16 protein-coding genes are annotated in these 23,734 nt (G+C 70.8%); 8 read left to right on the forward strand and 8 right to left on the reverse strand.

Annotated features, from left to right (window positions below; translation table 11 throughout):
- Positions 1-212: 212 nt before the first annotated feature.
- The 6 genes from ACX27O_RS24315 to ACX27O_RS24340 all read right to left on the reverse strand — a co-directional run bounded on the left by ACX27O_RS24315 (position 213) and on the right by ACX27O_RS24340 (position 7,021).
- Complete coding sequence (locus tag ACX27O_RS24315) at positions 213-1,967, reverse strand: substrate-binding domain-containing protein (RefSeq protein ID WP_030333272.1); 1,755 nt, start codon at positions 1,965-1,967, stop codon at positions 213-215.
- A gap of 157 nt (positions 1,968-2,124) precedes the next feature.
- Positions 2,125-3,162, reverse strand: a complete 1,038-nt coding sequence (locus tag ACX27O_RS24320; protein ID WP_357638782.1) for a lactonase family protein — start codon at positions 3,160-3,162, stop codon at positions 2,125-2,127.
- Positions 3,163-3,249: 87 nt separating this feature from the next.
- Positions 3,250-3,852: a GTP-binding protein gene (locus tag ACX27O_RS24325; protein WP_030333268.1), complete on the reverse strand. Its 603-nt coding sequence runs from the start codon at positions 3,850-3,852 to the stop codon at positions 3,250-3,252.
- Positions 3,833-4,219 (reverse strand): DUF742 domain-containing protein, encoded by a 387-nt coding sequence (locus tag ACX27O_RS24330; RefSeq protein WP_279519282.1) that lies wholly within the window; start codon positions 4,217-4,219, stop codon positions 3,833-3,835. The genes ACX27O_RS24325 and ACX27O_RS24330 overlap by 20 nt, the downstream gene beginning before the upstream one ends.
- Positions 4,209-4,631, reverse strand: coding sequence for a roadblock/LC7 domain-containing protein (locus ACX27O_RS24335; RefSeq protein WP_030333266.1), 423 nt, complete (start codon positions 4,629-4,631; stop codon positions 4,209-4,211). Before ACX27O_RS24335 ends, ACX27O_RS24330 begins: the two co-directional genes overlap by 11 nt.
- Complete coding sequence (locus ACX27O_RS24340; RefSeq protein WP_458940100.1) at positions 4,631-7,021, reverse strand: sensor histidine kinase; 2,391 nt, start codon at positions 7,019-7,021, stop codon at positions 4,631-4,633. Before ACX27O_RS24340 ends, ACX27O_RS24335 begins: the two co-directional genes overlap by 1 nt.
- A 317-nt stretch (positions 7,022-7,338) precedes the next feature.
- Between ACX27O_RS24340 and ACX27O_RS24345 the strand changes: the two genes are divergently transcribed.
- The 5 genes from ACX27O_RS24345 (at position 7,339) to ACX27O_RS24365 (ending at position 11,709) form a co-directional block, all read left to right on the forward strand.
- Positions 7,339-7,932, forward strand: a complete 594-nt coding sequence (locus ACX27O_RS24345) for a hypothetical protein (RefSeq protein ID WP_030333264.1) — start codon at positions 7,339-7,341, stop codon at positions 7,930-7,932.
- Between the two features lie 11 nt (positions 7,933-7,943).
- Positions 7,944-9,023 carry a hypothetical protein gene (locus ACX27O_RS24350; RefSeq protein WP_458940101.1) on the forward strand — a complete coding sequence of 360 codons (1,080 nt, stop codon included), beginning with the start codon at positions 7,944-7,946 and terminating at the stop codon, positions 9,021-9,023.
- Positions 9,024-9,220: 197 nt separating this feature from the next.
- The gene (locus ACX27O_RS24355; protein WP_210862199.1) at positions 9,221-10,879 is read left to right on the forward strand and encodes a sodium:solute symporter family protein; all 1,659 of its coding nucleotides are present in this window, start codon (positions 9,221-9,223) and stop codon (positions 10,877-10,879) included.
- Between the two features lie 16 nt (positions 10,880-10,895).
- Positions 10,896-11,204: a hypothetical protein gene (locus ACX27O_RS24360; RefSeq protein ID WP_030333261.1), complete on the forward strand. Its 309-nt coding sequence runs from the start codon at positions 10,896-10,898 to the stop codon at positions 11,202-11,204.
- Between the two features lie 118 nt (positions 11,205-11,322).
- Positions 11,323-11,709 (forward strand): hypothetical protein, encoded by a 387-nt coding sequence (locus ACX27O_RS24365; protein ID WP_030333260.1) that lies wholly within the window; start codon positions 11,323-11,325, stop codon positions 11,707-11,709.
- Between the two features lie 119 nt (positions 11,710-11,828).
- On the opposite strand, the gene ACX27O_RS24370 is transcribed toward ACX27O_RS24365, so the two are convergent.
- The gene (locus ACX27O_RS24370) at positions 11,829-13,607 is read right to left on the reverse strand and encodes a glycoside hydrolase family 6 protein (protein WP_210865985.1); all 1,779 of its coding nucleotides are present in this window, start codon (positions 13,605-13,607) and stop codon (positions 11,829-11,831) included.
- 592 nt (positions 13,608-14,199) lie between these two features.
- Between ACX27O_RS24370 and ACX27O_RS24375 the strand changes: the two genes are divergently transcribed.
- A complete protein-coding gene (locus ACX27O_RS24375) occupies positions 14,200-15,369 on the forward strand; it encodes a putative sodium/potassium/calcium exchanger (protein WP_387221384.1) in 1,170 nt (389 codons plus the stop codon).
- Position 15,370: 1 nt separating this feature from the next.
- Positions 15,371-16,069 (forward strand): class F sortase, encoded by a 699-nt coding sequence (locus tag ACX27O_RS24380; RefSeq protein ID WP_210865983.1) that lies wholly within the window; start codon positions 15,371-15,373, stop codon positions 16,067-16,069.
- Between the two features lie 74 nt (positions 16,070-16,143).
- On the opposite strand, the gene ACX27O_RS24385 is transcribed toward ACX27O_RS24380, so the two are convergent.
- A complete protein-coding gene (locus ACX27O_RS24385) occupies positions 16,144-21,213 on the reverse strand; it encodes an NAD-glutamate dehydrogenase (protein WP_030333254.1) in 5,070 nt (1,689 codons plus the stop codon).
- A 289-nt stretch (positions 21,214-21,502) separates the two neighbouring features.
- Between ACX27O_RS24385 and ACX27O_RS24390 the strand changes: the two genes are divergently transcribed.
- Positions 21,503-23,467, forward strand: coding sequence for a penicillin-binding transpeptidase domain-containing protein (locus ACX27O_RS24390; protein ID WP_458940102.1), 1,965 nt, complete (start codon positions 21,503-21,505; stop codon positions 23,465-23,467).
- Positions 23,468-23,734 lie beyond the last annotated feature (267 nt).

Here is a 23,734-nt window from a genome sequence, read left to right on the forward strand (position 1 = left end):
CTCCCACTCTGTACAGGATGGCCCCGGCCAACGGGTCGGACCGGAGGCGGACCGACCATGCCGGAACAGTCGACATCCTGCCCTGACAACTATGACTGCCGATTGCTTCCGACGTATTGCCGTCACTTTTCTTCAACAACTGGCGGGCCGAAAAGGGGCCTGCCACACCGGATCGACGGGTGTGGCAGGCTCCCCGACCGCTGAGCGTCGGATCAGCGCGGTGCTGGCGGGCGCCGCGCGATGGCGCTGAGGAAGATGCTGCCGATCTCGCTCGGATCCTTCGTGACGAAGACGTCGCCACCGGTCACCTTGGTGATCGACTCCAGCTCCGCCTTGCTGACGCCCTCACCGATACCGATCATGATGACCTGGACCGGCCGCTCCGGGTCGGCGGCCTGCTTGAGCTTGCCGAGCAGCTGCTGCTGGTTGAGACCGTTGTCGTCCTCGTTCTTGCCGTCGGTGAACAGCACGATCGAGTTGACCCGGCCGGGCTGCCAGTTTTCCTGGACCGCCTGGTACGCGGCAAACATCGTGTCGTAGAGGCCGGTGTCGCCGCTGGAGGGCTTGATGGTCGCGAGCGCGCCCTCCAACTGGCCGCGCTGGCCGGAGAGCGGGCCGATCGGGACCAGCTCCCGGTAGTCCCGGTTGCCGACGAGCTGGGTGGAGAAGGTCCACAGACCGATCGACCAGGAGTCGTCGAAGAGGCTGAGGCCACGACGGGCCGCGTCGACAGTGACCTCCTCCCGGCTGCGGTTGTTGGCGGAGGGCACCGGCTCCTTCATCGAGCCGGAGACGTCGATGACGGCGAGCATCCGACCAGACTGGGTGGCGATCGACCAGCTGGAGACGACCCGCTGGATGGCGGCCGGGTCCAGGCCACCCGCCGCGGTGCCGCCGTTCGCCGGTGCGGTGGGCGCGCCGCCGGACGGGCTCGGCGCACCCTGCGGCGCCTTGAAACCCTCGCCCCAGTTGCCGTCCGGCGCACGCAGCGACTGCGCGGCGAGCCGGTTACGGAAGGTCGGGCTGGTGAGCAGTTCGAACAGCACCTTGGCCGCCGACGCCTTGCTCGGTTCGATGCCGGGCAGCACCGCGTACGGGTAGTCCAGCGGCATCGGCGCCGGCTCCATGTAGAGCGCGGCGAGCGGCACCGGCGGCTTCTTGCTGTTGTACGCGATCACGTCTTCTTCGGACAGCGCCGCCGCACCGAGACCACTGGCGATGGACGTGGAGTCGTTGGCAGTGGGGAAACGGGCCAGCAGGTCGTTGCGGAGCGAGGAGCGGCCGGTGGCCAGTGCGCGCAGCGCGCCGACGGTGTTGCGCTGGGCGTCGCCGCCGGCCGCGCTGGCGGCGGCGGTCAGCGAGAGCAGTCCGGACAGGCCCGCCGCGTCGCGGGTCGGCTCGACGATCCCGGTCCGCAGCGGCGTGCTGCTGTTGACCTGCTTGAGCAGGTCGGTCCAGTTGAACTTCTTGTCCGGCCAGCCGAGCCGGGTGGCGATCGGCTCGGGCATCGCGACGACGATCGGGCTGCGCGCGATGGACGCGCCGTTGGTCGGAGCGAACGCCGTCGCGTCCTTCTTCAACCGCAGCAGCCAGGTCGAGGAGTCGGGCACCCAGACGTCGGGGCTGACGGCGGTGCCGCTGGCCTGCCCCACGCCGGCGAGCACCGCGCCGTGTTTGGCCGCCACCACGGCCGCGACGTCGACCGGGTCGGACGCGGAAACGTCGACCCGAATGCAGGTCGGGCCTACCGCCGCGCCGTCCTTCACCCACTGGGACGCCGCCGCGTCCACCGCTGGCGCGAGTTCGGAGGCGACCGCCACGGCGAGCCGGATCTCCCCCGAGCAGCTGGGCTGGATCAACTCCCGATAGCCGAACCACGCGCCCGTCGTGACGACGAGCACCCCGACCGTTGCGGCGGCGGCGGCTAGGTGGAGTTTCGAACGCATGCGATGGCGGCCTGCTGACACGGTGACCATCTTGCGTACTAGGTGCCGTCTCTGCCACATCCGTTCGGACTAAAGTTACGCAGGAGAAACAGTTGACCTCTCTTTTGCAACACAGAGTGACGTAGCAGCCTCGTGGCGTTGCCAAACGAGTGCGGCGCTCACGTCTCTAAACCATCGTTCAGGGCAAAACGCACGTCGGACTCGGCACCGGAACCGGCTCGCCGACCGCCTCCGGGACGCCGGTTTCGGCGTCGCGCCGGAACACCCGCACCATGTCCGCCCGCTCGTCGGCGACGTAGAGGTGCTCCCCGATCAGGGCGAAGTGCCGGGGCCACTCGCCACCGGTGTCCACTTCGGCCACCAGCTCGGGCAACTCCCCGGCCAGGGTGAAGACCGCCACGGTCCCCGCCCCACGGTTGGCGACGTGGAGGAAACGGCCGTCCGGGGTGACAGCGACCTCCGACGGCTGGACGTGGCCGGCCCGCTCGCTCGCCTCGACCCGCCCGCGTTGGTGCAACGCGCCGTCGTCGGTCAGCTCGTACGCGGTGACCGAGGCGTCCAGCTCACCGACGAGGTAGCAGCGCCGTCCGTCCGGGTGCCGGGCCAGGTGCCGGGGACCGGTTCCGGGCGCGGTCCGCATCCGCGGCGCACGCGGCACCAGTCGTCCGGTCGCCGCGTCCAGGTCGTACCGGTAGACGGAGTCGGTGCCGAGATCCACGGCGAGGATCGGCCCCCGGCCCGGTCCCGGCGAGACCATGTGGGCGTGGGCGTGGTCCTGGCGCTCCGGGTCGGGGCCGTGCCCCTCGTGCACCACCAGGTCGGTGCGGTCGCCGGGCACGCCCCGCGGGTCGAGTGGGAAGACCGCGATGCTGCCGCTGCCGTAGTTGGCCGCCAGCAGGTGATCGCCGCCGGGCAGCACCGCCAGGTGGCAGGGCTCGGCCCCGCCGGTCGACCGGCTGCCGAGCGGGTCCAGCGCGCCGTCCGCACCGACCTGCCAGGCGCTGACCTCCCCGTCGGTCAGCTCGTTGACCGCGTAGAGCACCGGCTGGGTGGGGTGCCGTGCCAGGAAGGACGGGGACGGGGTGACCGCCACCGTGCCGAGCGGGGTCAGCGCCCCGGTCGTCGGGTCGCGACGTGCGGCGACGATGCCGCTGCCCCGTCCACCGCTCTGCGCGGTGTAACAGCCGATGTGGACGACCTCACCCTGACCGCTCACGTACCACTCCTCCGCCGGCATCCTCCGTTGATCCAACCAGAGCGTGCCCGCGTTGCCCGCCCGTTAACCCGCTTTCCGGCCCGGTTCTCAGGCGGCCGGCACTGGCTCACCGCGCTGCCGGGCCACGTGCTCCACCAGAGAGATCAACACCATCTTCCCGGACTGCCGGTCCCGGGCGTCGCAGAGCACCATCGGCACCTCCGGGTCCAGGTCGAGCGCTCGGCGTACGGTCTCCAGGTTGAACCGGCGGGAGCCGTCGAAACAGTTCACGCCCACCACGAACGGGATGCCGCGCTGCTCGAAGTAGTCGATGGAGGGGAAGCAGTCTGCCAGTCGCCGGGTGTCGGCGAGCACCACCGCGCCGAGCGCGCCGAAGGCCAGCTCGTCCCAGAGGAACCAGAACCGGTCCTGACCCGGCGTGCCGAACAGGTAGACCTGCAGGTCGTCGTTGATGGTGATCCGGCCGAAGTCCATCGCCACCGTGGTGGTGGACTTGCCCTCCACGCCGGAGATGTCGTCGGTGCCGATCCCGGCCCCGGTCAGCACCTCCTCGGTCTGCAACGGACGGACCTCGCTCAGGGCACTCACCAAGGTCGTCTTGCCGGCCCCGAAGCCTCCCGCGATGAGGATCTTCAGTGCCAGCGGGATGGTGGTGCTGGTGCCCACCTGGTCACAGCGCACGGAGTCCACTGACCACCGCCTTGAGGATGTCGTCGTCGGGAAGGATGCCGGCTTTCGGCGGCTCGTGCACCGCGACCAGGCCCTCGGCGAGGAGATCACCGAGCAGTACCCGGACCACGCCGACAGCGAGGTCCAACTCGGCCGCCAGTTCGGCCACCGACACCGGCCGGCTGGCCAACGCGACGAGCCGTCGATGCTCGGGCAGCAGGTGCGCATGACCCGCCGGGTCGACGTCCGCCGCCACCACGAACGCGACCAGGTTGAAATTGTCGACGGCGGAGCGTACCCGGCCCCGGGTGAGCGTGTACGGGCGCATCACCGGGCCGGCGTCACCGTCCAGCCACTCGTGCTGCGGCCCGGGCGGCTCAGTCCGCATCTCCGGCGTCCGCTGCCGATCGGGCCGGTGCGGCGAGGCTCTCCCCCACCCGGATCACCAGCATCGCCATCTCGTACGCGACCAGCCCGATGTCCGCGTCGGCGTCGCTCACCACGGCCAGGCAGGCGCCCTGCCCGGCGGTGGTGACGAAGAGGTACGCGGCCTCCATCTCCACCACCGTCTGTCGCACCGGGCCGCCGTCCACGTGCCGGCTGGCGCCGCGGGCCAGGCTGGAGAACCCGGCGGCGAGCGCACAGAGGTGCTCGGCGTCGGAGCGTTCCAACTCGGCCGAGCAGCCGAGCAGCAGGCCGTCGGCGGAGAGCACCACCGCCTCCCGGGCGGCCGGTACCCGTTGCACCAGTTCGTCGAGCAACCAGTCGAGGCCGGCGCTCTGCTTCGTCGAATGCCGCACTAGGCGTCCCTCTCAGTCGCGGTCGGTGGTTCGGGGCTCGTCGGCGGGTCGGTGGGTGCCGTCGGGACCGCGCTGCCGGTCGGCGTCGTCGGGCCCGTTGACGGCGGTGCCGTCGGGGTGACGGCGGTGGCACGGCCGCGCGCCGTGCCGGCCTGCAGCGCCGCCATCACCTGGCGGACCTCCTCGGGCGAGCGGGGTGACGGCGTGTCGCCGACTGTCGACCGGGGTTGGGCGGCGGGGGTCCGGCGGCGCACCCGGCGGGGCAGCCCGTCCAGCTCGTCGTCCGGCTCGTCGGAGGTCGCCGGCCCCTCGTCGGGCGTGCTGGCCGGCGCGGTGACCGAGGTCGGCGCGCCGGTGGGCGGGGCCGGCGGGGCCGTGCTGCCGGTCGGGGCCGTCGGTGGGCGGGTACGGGGTCGGGTCACCGCGCCCCGGCGTGCCGTCCGCACCAGTCGCCGGCCCGGGTCGGCCGACGCGGCGCCGAGCGTGGCCGGGTCGGGGCCGGCCGGCGGTTCGGTGGTGACCAGGTCGCCGGGGAGCAGCACCACGGCGGTCACGCCACCCTCCCCCGACGGCCGCAACCGCACCCGTACGCCGTGCCGGGCCGCCAGCCGGGCCACCACGAACAGGCCGAGTCGGGCGCTCTGCGCCGGGTCGAACTCCGGCGAGCTGGCCAGCCGGGTGTTGGCGGTCTCCAGCGCCGTGTCGGACATGCCCAGCCCCTGGTCGGTGATCTCCAGGGCGTACCCGTTGGCCACCTGCGCCCCGGTGACGGTGACCCGGGTGTCCGGCGGGGAGAAGGCGGTGGCGTTCTCGACCAGCTCGGCGAGGAGGTGGATGACATCGCCGACGGCCCGCCCCAGCACGCCGGCCGGTTGCACGTTGGTGATGTCCACCCGTTCGTACGCCTCGACCTCGGAGATCGCGCCACGGATCAGGTCGACCATCGCGACCGGGTTGCGCCAACCGCGGCCGGGGGCGGAGCCGGCGAGGATGACCAGGTCCTCGGCGTGCCGGCGGAGCCGGGTGGCCAGGTGGTCGACCTGGAACAACTCGGCCAGCTCGTCCGGGTCCTCGCTGCGCCGCTCCATCCGGTCCAGCAGGTGCAGCTGACGGTGCACCAGGCTCTGGCTGCGTCGGGCGATGTTGAGGAAGACCTCGTTGAGCCCGCGCCGCAGGGTGACCTCGTCCACAGCGGCCTGCACGGCGGTGCGCTGCACCTCGGTGAAGGCGCGCCCGACCTCGCCGATCTCGTCGTGGCCGTACTCCAGCGGTGGTGCCTCCCGGGCGACGTCGACCTGCTCGCCACGGCGCAGCCGGGTCACCACGTCGGGCAGCCGGTGCTCGGCCAGCTCCAGCGCGGCGGTGCGGACGCCGCTGAGCCGCCGGACCAGGGTGCGGCCGACCCGCAGCGCCACCAGCACCGAGACGACCACGGCGACGAGCCCGAGCACCCCGGCGGCGGCCAGCCGCACCAGGATGCGGACCGCCATCGGCACCGAACGGTCGGTGAGGGCGTCCGCCTCGGACAGCTCGAAGTCCCGCAGCTGCTGCTGCACCGCGTCCTGGCTGGCCTGCCAGGCCGCCGCGTCGACCGCCGGTCGGCCGGACCGGCTGGGTACGACCAGCGCGTCCTGCATGGCGCGCAGCCGGGTGAACGCCTCGCCCTCGGTCAGTCGTTGGTACGCGACCCGGCTGCTCTCGGGCAGGTCGGCCACGGCGCTCTCGGTGAGCCACCGTTGATTGCCGATGGCCTGGACGAGCTGGGTGTGCTCCCCCTCGGCGAACCGTCCGGCGGTCAGCGCGCCGGCCAGCAGCGCGTCGCTCTGGCCGAGCAGCTCCCGGGAGCGGCCCAGCGCGGTGAGCGCCAGGGCCTGCCGGTTGATTCCCGGGTCGGTCAGGGTCGCCATGCCGGCGAACGCCTGAAAGGCCGCGGAGACCATGCCGCTGTACAGGTTGAGCGCGCCGGCCCGGTCCACCTTGCGGTCGTCGATGAACGTCCGCCCGCTGGGCAGCGCTGCCAGGGCGGTGATGAGCTGGTCGATCCGGGTTTCCAGCAGGTGGTCAGCGGCGTCGCGCAGGGGTTCGCCGTCCACCCGGCGGCGCAGCTCGGCGACCGCCCGGTCGGTGCGCCCGCGCTGCTCGGCGAGGGCGGGCAGCTCGGCGTCGCCGGCGAGCTGCACCACCGAGAGCCGGCGTTCCCGTTGCAGCTCGGTGACCACCGCCTCGCCGGGGCGACCCAGGTCGTACAGGAGGGTGCGGGCGGAGAGCAGGTTCAGGGCGGGACCGAAGGTCAGGGAGGTCGCGAAGATCCACAACGCCAGGAGCGCGGTCACCGGCGCGACGACCAACGCGGTCAGCTTCGAGCGGATCGGCCAGTCGCGGGTTTTCATCAGACCTCGCCCGTACAGGGTGGCAGGAGGGGCGCCGGCACCGCCGGGCAACGCTCCGGCCGGCTGCGCGCCCGGCCGTTCGTCGGGCACCGGCGCGGGCGCCTTGGGCAGGATACGTAATCGAGAGCTGTTGCACTACCGCCTGTCGCGCCGACATCGACGCTCCGGGATGTGCGCGGGCGTGGTCCGAATCCCACTTTTCTGGAACGAGTCAGATTCTGGCAGGTGGGGCAGTTGGAGCCTCGTCAGGAAAGTGTCTCGGATCGGGATTGGCGATCACTGCTCGGAGGGAATACCAGATGACGAAGGAGGAGCCCATGTCGTCCACGCAGATAGTCGTCATCGTGCTCGTCGTGCTGGTGATCGTCGCGGTGCTGGCCGTGGCCGCCCGCTCGCTCACCAACCGTCGCGCGCTCCGCAACCGGTTCGGCCCGGAGTACGACCGGGTGGTGGCGGAGCAGGACAGCCGGTCCGCCGCCGAGCGCGAACTGCGCGACCGGGAACGCCGGCATGCCGAGCTCACGCTCACCCCACTCACCCCGGAGTCCCGGGCCCGGTACGCCGCCGCCTGGGAGGAACTTCAGGTCCGCTTCATCGACTCCCCCGGCGAGACCGTGGGCGACGCGGACGAACTGGTCACGCGGCTCATCGAAGAGCAGGGCTACCCGACCGGTGACTTCTCCGACCAGATCGCCCACCTCTCCGTCGAGCACGCCCGCACCCTCACCAACTACCGGGACGCGCACGAGATCCACCTGCGCAACTCCCGGGGCGAGGCCAACACCGAGGAGCTGCGGCAGGCGGTTGTGCACTACCGCGCACTCTTCGCCGACCTGCTGGGCGAGGAGCCGGTCGGCCAGCAGACGCCCGAGCAGCGCCACCACCCGGACCACGACACCACGAGCCGCTGAGGAGGCCACCGATGCGCCAGGAAGAGCAGCAGGTGAGCAACGACCACCCGGAGGCCGTGCGGTCCGCGCCCGTGCCGGTACCCCCGGCCGGCGACCGGTCCGGCCGCTCCGACGTCCCTGAGGACGCCCTCGACGACCGGGGCACCTTCGACGACCAAAGCACCGTCCACGACCGGACCGACGACACCGACCGGGCCGACGACACCGACCGGGATGGCGCGTACGACCCGGCCGACGACGAGCTGACCGACGACTCCGACCCACGCCACGGACGCGACGACCGCTCCACCGACGAGGGCGGTTTCCACGAGCCGGGGCCGCTGCCGACCACGTTCGGCGCCACCACTGTCGCCGACGCGGTGGCCGCCTCCGCGCTGGCCAGCCCGCGCCCGCAGGACCAGCCGGACCCCCGGGCCGAGCGGACCGCCCAGCCGGGCGACGGCGCCGAGGATGGCGAGCGGGAGGGTCTGCGCGCCGACCCGACCGCCGAGCTGCACCGCCGCGACTCGGACGTCGACGTCGACAGCACTGACGTCGAGAGCACCGACGTCGACAACCGCAGCGACTTCGACGACCGCGCCGACGCGGACACGTCAGCGCGGACCGTCGTCCCGCCGGGGAGCACGAACGGCGACCCCGAGCGACGCGGCGATCTGACCGGCGATCGGGAGGCCGCCGCGGCGGGCGCGGCCGGCTACGGCAGCGCCACACCGGAGATGGTCGACCCGGACGCGGACGGCGAACCGGTCCCCGGCGACGACACCAGCCCCACGCTGGCGGCCGCCGGAACATCCCGACCCGCCGGGTCGACTGTCGCGGCCGGGCCGGCCACGCTCCTCGAACCGGACACCGCGCAGAGCTTCCGGGACCGTTGGCGGGACGTGCAGCTGCGTTTCGTCGACGACCCGAAGGCGGCTGCCGGCGAGGCGCAGTCGCTGGTGGAGGAGGCCATCCAGGCCCTCTCCTCGGCACTGGCCGCGCAGAAGACCACGCTGGGCGGGTGGCAGGACGCCGGCTCGGCCGACACCGAGCAGCTGCGCATGGCGGTCCGCAACTACCGGGACTTCCTGGACCGCGTCCTCGGTCGCTGACCCACCCCGCAAACAGGCGGCGCCCCGGCCCTGACGGCCGGGGCGCCCTCTTGCGCGCGCTGGTCGGCGTCCGGGCGCCCCCAGACCGCCCGACCGGGGTGGAACAGGACGGTTCCCACCTCCAGGCGTGAAACCGCGCAGGCGGGGTAATAGGGCGCGCGGCAACCAGCGCGGACGTCGGGACGAGGGGTGGCGGGATGGACGGCGACGGTCTCCGGCTCAACATGAACGGCCTGGACTACCTGATTCTGGCGCTGTACTTCGTCACCGTCCTCGGGGTCGGCTTCGCCGCCCGACGGGCCATCCGGACCAGCGTCGACTTCTTCCTCTCCGGCCGCTCCCTGCCGGCCTGGGTGACCGGTCTCGCCTTCGTCTCGGCGAACCTGGGCGCGTTGGAGATCATCGGAATGGCCGCGAACGGGGCCCAGTACGGCGTGATGACGGTCCACTACTACTGGATCGGCGCGGTCCCGGCGATGGTCTTCCTGGGCATCGTGATGATGCCCTTCTACTACGGCTCCAAGGTCCGCAGCGTCCCGGAATACCTGCGGCTGCGATTCAACCGCCCCACCCACCTGCTCAACGCGCTCAGCTTCGCCGTCGCCCAGGTGCTGATCGCCGGCGTGAACCTCTACGCGTTGGCCCTCGTCATGCAGGCGCTGCTCGGCTGGCCGCTCTGGACGGCGATCGTGGTCGGGGCGGCGATCGTCCTGGCGTACATCACCATCGGCGGCCTGTCCGGGGCGATCTACAACGAGGTGCTCCAGTTCTTCGTCATCCTCGCCGGCCTCATTCCGGTCACGGTGATCGGCCTGGTCAAGGTCGGCGGGTGGAACGGCCTCATGGACGCGGTCGCCGACACCAAACTCGGAGAGGCGGGCCTGCACGCGTGGCAGGACACCGGCAGCACGGCCAACCCGCTCGGCGCGCACTGGATCGGCATCGTCTTCGGCCTCGGCTTCGTGCTCTCGTTCGGCTACTGGACGACGAACTTCGCCGAGGTGCAGCGTGCCCTGTCGGCGAAGAACATGAGCGCCGCCCGGCGTACGCCGATCATCGCCGCGTACCCGAAGCTGTTCATTCCCCTGGTCACGGTCATCCCCGGCCTGGTGGCCCTGGTCACCGTGAAGGGCCTCGGCGCGGAGAGCGGCGACCTGCAGTACAACAACGCCATCCCGCTGCTGATGCGCGACCTGCTCCCCAACGGCGTGCTCGGGGTGGCGGTCACCGGCCTGCTCGCCTCGTTCATGGCGGGCATGGCGGCCAACGTGAGCGGCTTCAACACCGTCTTCACCTACGACATCTGGCAGGCGTACATCCGCCGGGACCGCTCGGACGAGTACTACCTGCGGGTCGGCCGGTGGGCGACGGTCGCCGCCGTGGTGATCGGGATCGGCACCGCGTTCATCGCGGCCGGGTTCAGCAACATCATGAACTACATCCAGGCGCTCTTCTCCGTCTTCAACGCGCCGCTGTTCGCCACCTTCATCATCGGCATGTTCTGGAAGCGGATGACCGCCCTGGCCGGCTTCTGGTCACTGCTGCTGGGCACCCTGGTGTCGCTGAGCCTCTACCTGCTCTACAAGGGCGGTGTGGTCGATTTCAACTCCGACCTGGAGGAGAGCTTCTGGGGCGCCGGTCTGGCGTTCGTCACCGCGGTGGTGGTCGCGGCGATCATCACCCCGCTCACCTCGCCCAAGCGCGACGAGGAACTGCGCGGGCTGGTGTACGGCATGGGCGGCGTCGACCTGAAGGGCGACGTGCTCGCCGGGGACGCCGTCTGGTACCGCTCCCCGGTGCTGCTCGGTCTGATCGCGGTCGCGCTGGCCGCCCTCTTCTACATCCCGGTCTTCTGAGGAAAGGGGTCGGCAGATGAGCAACGACGGCCAGCCGGCACAGGACCCGCTGATCGACGAGACGCAGGAGGAGCAGCGGCGCTCCGCCGCGGCCCGGCTGTTCGACATCCGCCGGGTGATCGGTGGTCTCTTCGTCGCGTACGGGATCATCGTGACGCTGATCGGCATCTTCGACAGCCGGGCCGAGATCGACAAGGCAGAGGGCGTCCGGATCAACCTGTGGGCCGGGCTGGCGATGCTCGTCTTCGGCCTGCTCATGCTGCTCTGGCAGTGGTTGCGCCCGGCGGAGCCGCCGACCCCCAACGAGCACCAGCCCGGGGCCTGACCCGCCGCCCCCACTGAGCACCAGCCCGGCGCCTGACGGCCGGGCCGCCCGGCATGAGCCCGACACGAAGGGGTACGTGAGGAAATCAGGCACCGTGTCGGACACAGGAGGCAGCACGATGACCGATCGCGATCGCCAACCGCCGTTGGAGGACAGCCCCGAGGTGGCCTCGGCGGTGGATGATGACGCCACCGTGCCGCAACTGCGGACCGGAGGTGGCCCCGACCGGGACACGCCGAGCTTCGCCGAACCCCGCAACCGACCAGACGATCTGGCACCGGACACCGACGATCTGATCGGCGATCCGTACGCTGCCGGCACCGGGGCGACCGGGACGGGCACCGGCGCTGGCGGGGACAACATCCGCACCGGCGGCGAACAGCAGTGGGAGCCGGAGGACCTGGTGATGGCCCGCGGCCAGGACCTGACGCCGGAGAACCTGGACAGGGCCCGCCGTGACCTGGCTGAGCAGGGTCGGGCGGCGATCGAACGCACGGTGCCCTGACCGGGGCGAGGGGGGTCCCCGACCCGACCTGTGACGGTCGGGCCGGGGACCCGGGGGGAACCTGCTGCCAACAGTGCCTCACCAACCACTGGCAGCGGGTTGGTGCGTGAGCTACCCGATCAGAGCGCCGGGTAGGCGTTGCGCATGAGCTCCTGGAACTGGGCGGAGAACCACGCACCGGAGATCGGCGCGTCGCCCAGCGCCCCGGACGGGTTGTTGCCGTTGCGGGCGTTGCCGCCGTACGTCGGGTCGCACATCCGGTCGAAGCCCTTGCCCTCGTTGTTCGGGATCTCCTTGCTGGAGCCGTCCGACTCACCCGGCGGCTTCACCCAGACGTAGGCGTCGATCCCCGTCGCCGGGTTGGCCCGCGGCCGCTCACCAAGACCGGCACCGGCCTGGTTGCACCAGTTGCCGAGGTGCAGGCGTCGGTCGACCCGGCCACCGTTGACGTAGGTGTCGACGCTCGTCATGGCACCCGGTCCGGTGGGCCGCGCGGAGCCACCCCATCCGTTGCGGGAGGTGTCGATCAGCATGCCGATGTTCGAGTTGAAGCCCAGCGAGACCAGCTTGGTCCGGAACGCCTGGGCGAACGACAGCTCGTCGACGTAGAAGTTCCAGTCGACCCACTTGGACTGCCGCACCGTCTGGCCGTTCACGTTGTCGGTGACCTTGAAGTACGGCTCCTGCAGCGCCGAGTAGTTCGCGGTGTTCGTGATGAACCCGTGCACGTTGTTGACCGTGCTGCCGGAGGCGACCGCGGCGGTCTTCAGGATCTCGGCGCTCGGGCCGAAGTTGGAGTCCCAGCCGAGCCAGCCGTGGTGACCGGCGTCGATGTAGTTGTAAACGTTGCCGATCGAGCCCAGCTTGGCGAGGGCGTAGCCGACACCGTTGACGTAGGCACCGTTGGCCTTGACCGTGTCACACATGACCGTGCCGCCAGGCTGGCCGGAGGTGTTGGTCACCAGGTTCGGCAGCGAGTCGATCTCGATGATGTTGATGATCCGCAGGCTGCTGTACTTCGAGTCGCCCTGGATCGCGGCGATCGGGTCGATGTACTGGGCCTTGTACTTGGGCAGCTCGTCCGGGCCCAGCTCACCGTTGGAGGCGAGCGCGGAGCAGTCCCGGCCGGGCAGGTTGTAGATCACGAACTGGATGTAGCCGGCGCCCTGGCGCAGCGCCTCGTCCAGGTGGTCCTTCACCCCGAAGGCACCGTTGGAGCTGCTGTCCGGCGTGCCGTTGATCGCGGCGATCCGGTCCAGCCAGACGGCGGTGGGGTTGTTGGAGACCCGGCTTCCGCCGGGCTCGGCGTCCGCCTTGGCCTTCCACTCCGGGTTCACGTAACCGCGCACCCCGACGTAGGGGTTGTCGACCTTGGTGCCGGGTGGCGGGTTGGTGGTGGGCGGCGGGTCGGTCGGCGGCGGGTCAGTGGGCGGCGGGTCGGTCGGCGGGGGCGTGGTCGGCGGGGTGGTGCCACCGTTGCAGACCACGCCGTTCAGGGTGAACGAGGTCGGCTTCGGGTTGCTGCCGCTCCACGCGCCGTTGAAGCCGATGCTCGTCGACGCGCCGGTGGCCAGGGTGCCGTTGTAGGACAGGCTCCGGGCGGTGACCTGGCTGCCGGACTGGGTGAACGTGGCCGACCAGCCCTGCTGCACCCGCTGGCTGGAGTTGGGGAAGGTCCAGCCCAGCGTCCAGCCGTTCAGCGGGTCACCGACGTTCTTGATGGTGATGTTCGCGGTGAAGCCGCCCTGCCAGTCGTTGCTCGTGTACGCGATATCGCACTGCGTCGCGGCCTGCGCCGCGGTGACCGGAATCGTTACGAGCCCACCGGCGACCAGGGCACCCGCGCCGGCGAGCGCGAGGGCCCGGCGTGGGCCGGTTAGCCTTCTCCACACATTCATGCCACTGATCTCCTTGGGCGAGACCGGGCCCAGGTACGGCCCGGCGGGACGGCCCGATGGGCGTCCTGCACGGACGACCGTCGGCGCCAACGGGATTCTTCGGGGGCGCCCGACCCGGACGGGCGATGGTGGTGGTGCCCGACCCGATGCGGCCGGTCGATCGGCGGCGGCATGTCGCCCGATAAACGGGTGCCCTCGACTGCCTGCCTGCACGGTGTGGCTCTCTGAACCGCGTTCGCCGATTCTTGCATGGGAGCGCTTCCATGGCAATGGCTCGATGCGTCGCCGGAGCCGTTCCGGACGATACCCCCCGACCGCGCCTTAGCGGCACGGTGCGGCCGCAGCCGCCGGTACCGGATGACTGGGCGGGGCGAGCACGACGTGCTCCGAACGCCGCGAGCGCGCCTACCGGGTCACGGCCCGCCTGACGCCACACTCAGCGCGCCGAAAGCCGCGTACCACCCCTTCGCCTCTTACCGGAACAAAGGTCAAAACGCGAATCTTTCACTTCATAAGTCATGAAACCGTCTAACGTCGGTCTTAGCTCGGTTGTCGCCGGGCTCAGGACAACAGGGATGGAGTGACGCAGGTCATGGCTAAGAAGATGCTCGGGAAGGTCGTTGCGGGCGCCGCGCTCGGCGGCGCGTCGCTCCTGGTGTTCGCACCGGGGATCGCGTTCGCCGACGGCCACGACGATGGCAAGGTCTACGCCAAGCCGCACGTCGTGAAGGCCGGCGACGAGGTCAAGCTCCTCGAGATCTGCCCGGATCGCCAGGAGCACGCGTACGTGTGGTCCAAGGTCACCGGCAAGGTCAAGCTCAAGCCGGCGCGTGAGGACCGGGGTGAGGACCGCGACTGGCGCGAGGGGGAGAACTCCTCCGACCACGACAAGGGCAAGGACGAACACGGCAAGGACGAGAACGGCAAGGACCACGAGGGCAAGGACGAGAACGGCAAGGACGAACACGGCAAGGACGACAAGGGCAAGGACCACGAGGGCAAGGACGAGAACGGCAAGGACGAGCACGGCAAGGACGACAAGGGCAAGGACGACAAGGGCGGCCAGGGTGCCGGCGCTGCCGCCGACGCCTACGGCGACGAGAACGGCAAGGACTGGAAGGGCGAGGAGCACGGCCAGGACGCCGAAGACAGCCGTGACAAGAAGGACTGGGAGTCGAAGGACGAGCACGGCTCGGAATACGGCTCGGACAAGGGCTGGGAGTCCAAGGACGAGCACGGCTCCGAGTACGGCTCGGACAAGGGCTGGGAGTCCAAGGACGAGCACGGCTCCGAGTACGGCTCGGACAAGGGCTGGGAGTCCAAGGACGAGCACGGCTCCGAGTACGGCTCGGACAAGGGCTGGGAGTCCAAGGACGAGCACGGCTCCGAGTACGGCTCGGACAAGGGCTGGGAGTCCAAGGACGAGCACGGCTCCGAGTACGGCTCGGACGAGCGCGGCGGTTACGGCAAGGACGAGCGCGGCTCGGACGAGCGTGACTGGAAGAAGGAGCGCGAGTTCGTCTACTACGGCGAAGCCACTGTCGACAAGGACGCCAAGCCGGGTCGCTACGAGCTCAAGGGCTCCTGCGGCGAGGGCGAGCTGGTCGTGCTGCCGCACGGCGGTGTCGACGGCGGTGACGGCGGCGTCAGCACCGGCACCGACCGGGGTCTGGCCACTGGTGGGGCGGGCCTGCTCGGCGCTGCCGCGCTGGGCGGGATCGTGCTGATGCGTCGTCGGCGGACCGATGGTTCGCTCGTCTGACGTGACGACGACACCGGCCGGCGGCCGTCGCGGGAAACCGTGGCGTGCCGCCGGCACGGCCGTCGTCGTCACCATGGCCATGATCGGCGCCGGCATGATCGGCGCCAGTCTGAAGGACACACCCGCCCCCCGACCGCCGCAGCCGTTGGCCCAGGCCGCCCCGCAGACCACCGGGCCGGCGAGCACCGCCGACGACGCCCCGCCGGTCGACGGGCAGCCGATCGGGGACGCGCCGGCAGGGCTGGCCCGGTCGGCGCCGACCAGCATCGAGATCCCCCGGATCGGTGTCGACGCGACGATCATGTCGTTGGGCACCAACCCGGACGGCACCGTCCAGGTTCCGCCGTTGGACAAGGCCGACCAGGCCGGGTGGTACGAGCCGGGCGCGAGCCCGGGCGAGACGGGTAACGCTGTCATCGTCGGGCACGTGGACTCGGCGGTGCTCGGCCCGGCCGTCTTCTTCGACCTCGGCGCTCTCACCCCCGGCGACACCATCACCGTGCGCCGCGCCGACGGCGTTCCGGCCAGCTTCACTGTCGACTCGGTGACGTCGTACCCGAAGACGGCCTTCCCCACCGAGCTGGTGTACGGACCGAGCGACCGGCCCGGCCTGCGGGTGGTCACCTGCGGCGGCCAGTTCGACCAGGCCGCGAAGAGCTACCCCGACAACATCGTCGTCTTCGCCACCCTGGCGGCGTGACCAACGACGAAGCGAAACGCGGTCCGGCCGGTCGGGGGTTCCCGACCGGCCGGACCGCGTCCGGCGTACCTGACTCAGGCGGCGGCGGAGGTCCGCACCAGGGTGCGGATCTGACGCAGCAGCACCGACAGCGCGGCGAGATCCGCCCGCGACTCGTCGAACTCTCCCATCGCCCGTCGGGCCCGGTGGATGGACGTGGCGTTCGACTGCTCCCACTGCTGCACCCGCTCGTGCGGCGGCAGGTCACCCGGGGTGGAGTCGAGCACCTCCGCGGTGAGCGCGGCCAACGCGGCGTACAGGTCGTACCGCAGCGCCATCCGGGCCAGCGTCTGCCAGCGGTCCTCCCGCGGCAGCAGGGAGATCTTCGACAGCAGCGAGTCCACCCGGAACAGGTCGGACAGCACGAAGTAGACCGAGGCCACCTCGCTGACGTCCCGCCCGCTGGCGTTCGCGGTCTCCACCACGTCCATCAGGCCGAAGCTGTACATCAGCCGGGTCGCCCGCTCCGCCAGTTCGCGGGGCAGCCCACGCTCGGTCATCGAGTCCATGTGGGCGGCGATGCCCTGGCGCTCGTTGCCGTAGAACAGCTCCTCCAGCCCGGGCAGCAGCCGGGTGACCCCGTCCCGCAGTCGGGCGATCTCGGCCGGCACGTCGATCGGCGAGCGCCGGTTGGAGACCAGCCACCGTACCGCCCGGTCGAGCAGCCGGCGGGTGTCCAGGTAGACGCTGGTCTGCAGCTCCGGCGCCACCTTGTTGTCCAGCGCCTCGACCGCGTCCCACAGGTCGCGCAGGCCGAACACCTCGCTGACCACCACGTACGCCCGGATCACATCCGCCGCGCTGGCCGCCGTCTCCTCGACCACCCGGAAGATGAACGAGATGCCACCCCGGTTGATCGCCTCGTTGACCAGCACTGTGGTGACGATGTCCCGGCGCAGCCGGTGCCGGCCCATCCGGTCGGCGAACCGCTCGCGCATCGGCGTCGGGAAGTAGTTGACCAGGACGTCGGTCGTCCACTCCTCGTCGGCCAGACCCTCGGTGAGGATCTCCCGCTCCAAAACGATCTTCACGTACGCGAGCAGCACCGCGAACTCCGGCGCGGTCAGCCCGGACTCGCTGCGGACCGCCAGTTCCTCGTCCGGCGGCAGCGCCTCCAGGGCCCGGTCCAACCCGCCCGACCGCTCCAACTCGTTGATCATCCGACGGTGCACCGGGAGCAGCGAGGCGGCCTGGGCCTGGGCGTTGTTGATCGCCCGCGCCTGGTCGTAGTTGTCCCGCAGCACCAGCTCGGCAACCTCGTCGGTCATCCCGGCCAGCAGCTCGTCCCGCTCGGCAGTGGTCAGCTCGCCGTCGGCCACCGCCGTGTTGAGCAGGATCTTGATGTTCACCTCATGGTCGGAGGTGTCCACCCCGGCCGCGTTGTCGATGAAGTCCGTGTAGATCCGGCCACCGGTCAACGCGTACTCGATCCGGCCGAGCTGGGTCCAGCCCAGGTTGCCGCCCTCGCCCGCCACCCGGCAGCGCAGGTTGCGCCCGTCCACCCGGATCGCGTCGTTGGACTTGTCGCCCACCTCGGCGTTGGTCTGGCTGGAGGCCTTGACGTAGGTGCCGATGCCGCCGTTCCAGAACAGGTCCACCGGGGCGGTGAGGATCGCCTTCATCAGGTCCTGCGGCGACATCTGCGTGACGTCGTCGTCCAGGCCGATCACCGCCCGGACCTGCGGCGTGATCGGGATGGACTTCGCGGTACGCGGGAAGATGCCACCACCCTCCGAGATCAGCTCCGTGTTGTAGTCCTCCCAGGACGACCGGGGCAGGTCGAACAGCCGCCGACGCTCCGCGTACGAGGTGGCGGCGTCCGGGGCCGGGTCGAGGAAGATGTGCCGGTGGTCGAAGGCGGCCACCAGCCGGATGTGCTCGGAGAGCAGCATCCCGTTGCCGAACACGTCACCGGACATGTCGCCGACGCCGACCACTGTGAAGTCCTGGGTCTGAGTGTCCAGGCCCAGCTCCCGGAAGTGCCGCTTGACCGACTCCCAGGCGCCCCGGGCGGTGATGCCCATCTTCTTGTGGTCGTAGCCGGCGGAACCACCGGACGCGAACGCGTCGCCCATCCAGAAGTTGTGGTTCTTGGAGATCTCGTTGGCGATGTCCGAGAACGTGGCGGTGCCCTTGTCGGCCGCCACCACCAGGTACGGGTCGTCCTCGTCGTGCCGGACCACGTCCTCGGGCGGCACGATCTGCCCGCTGACGATGTTGTCGGTGACGTCCAGCATCGCGCCGACGAACTCCTGGTAGCAGGCGACCGCCTCGTCCCGGTCACCCGGCTTCTGCTTCAACACGAAGCCGCCCTTGGCGCCCACCGGCACGATCACCGTGTTCTTCACCATCTGCGCCTTGACCAGGCCCAGCACCTCGGTCCGGAAGTCCTCCCGACGGTCGGACCAGCGCAACCCGCCCCGGGCCACCGGCCCGAACCGCAGGTGCACACCCTCGAACCGCGGCGAGTAGACGAAGATCTCGAACTTCGGTCGCGGCGCGGGCAGGTCCGGAATGGCCTGCGGGTCGAGCTTGAACGCCACGTACGCCTTCGGCCGCCCGTCGGCGCGCTTCTGGTAGAAGCTGGTCCGCAGGGTCGCCTCGATCAGCGTCAGGTACGAGCGCAGGATCCGATCCTGGTCGAGGCTCGCCACGTCGTCCAGCGCGCCCCGGATCGTCTCCACCAGCTCACCGCTGCGCTGCCGGCGCTGCTCGGTGGTCTGCTCCCCCGGCGCGAACCGGGTCTCGAAGAGCTCCACCAGCAACGCGGCGAGCTTCGGGTACGCGATGAAGGTCTGCTCCATGTAGTCCTGCGAGAAGACCGTGCCGGCCTGCCGCAGGTACTTCGCGTACGCCCGTAGCACCACCACCTGCCGCCAGGTCAGCCCGCCGCGCAGCACCAGCTCGTTGAACCGGTCCACCTCGGCCTCGCCGCGCCAGGCCGCTGCGAAGGCGTTCTCCACGTGCGGGCGCACCTCGGCCAGTTCCTGATGCCCCTCGGGCAGCATGAGCCCGAAGTCGTACAGGTAGACGCGACCGTCGATCCGGTCCACCTCGTACGGGTGCTCGTCGACCACCCGCACACCGAGCGAGTGCAGCACCGGGAGCACGGCGGAGAGCATCATCGGCTCGCCGTACCGGTAGACCTTGAACCGGACGTCCATCGCCTCGGCCAGGTCGGCACCCGGCACCCGGGTGCCCGGCCGGGGCGCCAACTGCTTGCGGAACAGGTGCATCTCCAGCTGGCCGGGCTCCTCCAACAGCTCCAGCTTCGCCAGGTCCTTCATCGCCTCGTACGGCGTGTGCCCGTCCTTGTAGCCCTCGGGGAACGCGTCGGCGTACCGGGTGAACAGGTGCTTGGCCTGTTCGTCGCCGAGCTTGCGCTCCAGCACCAACCGGTAGTCGTCGTCCCACAGTCGGGTGGCGTCGGCCAACTCCTCGGCCAGCAGGTCGGCGTCGATGTCGCCGGGCGGCCGCGTCGGGTCGGTACGGACGATGAAGTGCACCCGCGCCAGCATCGACTCGGTGACCCGGGTGGTGTAGTCCACCCCGACACCGTTCAGCTCGCGCAGCAGGATGTCCTGCATGCGCAGCCGGTTCTGGGTGGTGAACCGGTCCCGGGGCAGGTAGATCAGGCAGGAGATGAACCTCCCGTACGCGTCGCGACGCAGGAACACCCGCAGCTGCCGGCGACCGGCCATCCGCAGCACGCCGATCACCGCGTGGTACAGATCGTCGGTCTTGATCTGGAACAGCTCGTCGCGCGGGTACGTCTCCAGGATCTGGATCAGATCCTTGCCCGAGTGGCTGCGCTGGCTCAGGCCGGAGCGGTCCAGCACCTCGGCCACCTTGCGGCGCACCACCGGCAGCTCACGGACGCTGGTCCGGTAGGCGGCGGTCGAGAACAGGCCCAGGAAACGCCGCTCACCGATCACGTCACCGGCGGAGTTGAAGATCTTGAAGCCGATGTAGTCCAGGTACGCCGAGCGGTGCACGGTGGCCCGGGAGTTGGCCTTGGTGATGATGAGCAGGCGCTTTTCCAGCACCTTCTCGTGCGCCTCGGGCGTCATCGAGGACAGCGACCGCGCCTCCGGCGAATCGGAGCGCAGGATGCCCAGACCGGTGCCGAGCACCGCCTCCAACGCCTTGCTGTCGGTATCGCCGCCGTCGGCGTCCACCAGCCGGTACTCGCGGTAGCCGAGGAAGGTGAAGTGGTCGTGGGCGAGCCACCGCAGCAGCTCCACCGAGTCGGTGATGTCCTTCTCCGGCACCGGTGGGCGGTTGTCGGAGGTACGGGCCGAGGCCAGCTCGTCGGCGAGCGCGAGGGCCCGCTGACGCATCTTCGGCCAGTCCTCCACCGCCTCCCGCACGTCGGTGAGCACCCGCTGCAACTCGCGGCGCAACCGGTCCCGCTCGGCCGCGTCCCGGACCGGGTCGATCTCGATCCGCATCCAGCTCTCGATGATGTCACCGGCGATCGCGTCGTCCGGCTCCACATCGGCGGAGACCTCGGTGAGCCGGCCGAGCGGCTCGCGCCGCACCACCACCAGCGGGTGCACCAGCAGGTGCACGTCGAGGTGGTACGAGTTGAGCAGCGCCGTCACCGAGTCGACCAGGAACGGCATGTCGTCCGTGACGATCTCGACGACCGTGTGGTGCTGGTCCGCGTGCGGTTCGTGGATCCGCAGCTTCAACTCGCCGGGCACCCGTTGCTGGGCGAGGTCCCGGTGCGCCCGGGCCGCGTCGAGCATTTCCTCCGCCGTGAAGCCGACCAGCTCCTCGTCCGGGGCGAACCGCCAGAAACGGCCGACAAGTGTCGCCGCGTCGTGATCGTCCCCCGCGAGCGCGACGGCCTGGGCCACCAGGCGCTCCGCGTTGGGAACGGGTTCGTCGAGCTCCGCGTCCTCCACGTCGTCGGCCAACGCCTCGGTCGGCAGGCCCAGATCGTAGATGGTGTCGATGCTCGACCCGGTCAGCCCGGTGACGCCCGTGTCGAGCCGGCCGTAGCCGTCCCCGTCGGTCGCCGAATCGAAGCTGTCATCGTCCCGGCCGGAGTCATCCTGCCGGAGGTCGGGTTCCGGTTTGATCGCCGGACGCCGGTCCATCGGTGCCACTCCCCTCGACCCACCGCGTTGTGGGTCACTCTGCCGCCCAGCCTAGGCCCTGCCGTTCTGCGCCTTCGTCGGCGGACCACTGGCCAGACGTCCGGATCGGGACTTTGTCCTTTCACCCGTTGCGGGTCCGAGGTTGGCCGGCTGCGGGATACCCCGCCACGCGATGTTCATCACACGGGTGCGGCCCATCTTTGAGCGCGGCCGAACACCTGGGGGACGTTGGGGACGTCGTTCACGTACTACCGTGCGAGGGCAGTCCGAGATCGGAAGGACCAGCTTCATGACCTTGTCGTACCCCCGGCCCCACCGGCCGAACCACGCTCGCCGCCTGGCCACTGCGGTCAGCACGGCGCTGCTCGCGGCGGGCGTCCTGGTCGGTTGCTCGGGTGACGACGGGCCGCAGCGCACCGTTGACGCCTTCCTCGCGGGCTGGCGCAGCGGCGACCTCCAGTCGGTCGGCATGATCGACCCGCTGGGCTCGAAACTGCCGTCGGCCGACGTGGCTCGCGAGATCAAGGACCTCTCCGGCGAGCTGGCGGCCACCCCGCCCACCCTGACGCGACGCGGCGAACCGAAGATCACGAAGGACATCGCCACCACGACGGTGCAGGTGGAGTGGACCCTGCCCGGCCAGACCCGCTGGGCGTACGACCGGGAGGTGCGGCTCGCCCACGGCGGTGACGACCAGTGGCAGGTGATCTGGGAGCCGACCGTGGTGCACGAGCGGCTCGCCAAGGGTGACCGGTTGGCGCTGCGCCGCGACACCGGTGCCCGCGCCGCCGTGCTGGACAACGCCGGGCAGCCGCTCGTGACCCCGCGCCCGGTGGTCCGGGTGGGTGTGCAGCCCAACGGGGTCGCCGACATCAAGAAGCTCGTCAAGGACCTCGACGCGGCATTCAAGGCCATCCGTCCGGCGCTGGTCCCCGGCGTCGACCTGACCGACCTGCCCAACCGGGTGGCCGAGGCGGAGCCGGGTGCCTTCGTCGAGGTGGTGTCGCTTCGCGAGGAGGCGTACCGGCAGATCAAGCCCCGGATCTACGACCTGCCCGGCACCAAGTTCATCTCCGACAAGATCGACCTGGCGCCCACCCGCGAGTTCGCCCGCGCGCTGCTCGGCACCGTCGACCCGGCGCAGGCCGACGACATCGCCGCGCACCCCGACCGGTACGTCGTCGGCGACCTGGTGGGGCACGGCGGGCTGCAGGGCCGCTACGACGAACGACTGCGCGGCGGCCCCGGGCTGACAGTGGTGGTCGAGCGTCCGGCTGAGGGCGGCAAACTCGAACCCACCGGCACCGAACTGTTCCGCCGGGAGCCGCAGCCCGGGCAGGCGCTGAAGACCACGTTGGACGTCGCCGTCCAGAACGCTGCCGACGGGGCACTGCGCGGCGAAGCACGCCGCTCCGCCCTGGTGGCGCTCCGGGTCAGCGACGGTGCCGTGCTCGCCGCGGCGAACGGCCCCGGCCCGGCCGGGGAGAACCTGGCCTTCAACGCCCAGGTGCCGCCGGGTTCCACGTTCAAGATGGTCAGCACGCTGGGCCTGCTGGACCGGGGCGCGGTCACCCTGGACGGGGCGGTGGCCTGCCCGAAGACCTTCACCGTTGACGGTCGGTCCTTCAAGAACTCCGACAACTTCGAGCTGGGCTCGGTGCCGTTCCGCACCGACTTCGCCAAGTCCTGCAACACGGCGTTCGCCGCGCTGGCGCCGAAGCTCGGCGGCGACGGGCTGGCCGCCGCCGGCCGCACGCTGGGCCTGGAGGGTCAGTGGGACCTCGGCACGGACGCCTTCACCGGCAAGGTCTCCACGGGCGGCAGCCAGGCCGAGCAGGCCGCGGCGTCGTTCGGGCAGGGCACCACGTTGGTCAGCCCGCTGGCCATGGCCGGCGCCACCGCCGCCGTCGCCCGCGGCCACTTCGAGCAGCCGAAGCTGCTGATCGACCCGGCGCCGGCCAAGCTGGCTCCGGCGGGTGAGCAACTCAAGCCAGAGTCCGTCGCGGCGCTGCGCACGATGATGCGCGAGGTGGTCACCACCGGCACCGGCAGCGCGCTCAAGGATGTGCCGGGCGAGGTGTACGGCAAGACCGGCACCGCCGAGTACGACGACAACCCGGCCCACACCCACGCCTGGTTCGTCGGCTGGCGGGGTGACGTGGCGTTCGCCGTCTTCGTGGAGAAGGGCGGGGCCAGCACCGCTTCGGCCGTCCCGATCGCCGAGCGCTTCCTCCGCGCCCTGCCCACCAGCTGACCCGGACCGCCACGCCCCGGGGCGCGACGCAAGGCCGACCACGCCTGCGGGCGCGGCGCAGAGCCGACCAAGCCCCGGGGCGCGACGCAAGGCCGACCACGCCTGCGGGCGCGACGCAGAGCCGACCAAGCCCCGGGGCGGCGAAGCGCCCGGACACCGCGCCTTCGGGCGGGCCCGCCAGCCTTGATCCACTCGGGTTTCAGGAAAGCGCGCTATCCGGCGCGGCCGGATGCCCCAACTTCAAGAAACCCGAGTCGATCATCCGCC

The organism is Micromonospora sp. SD19 (assembly GCF_054462275.1).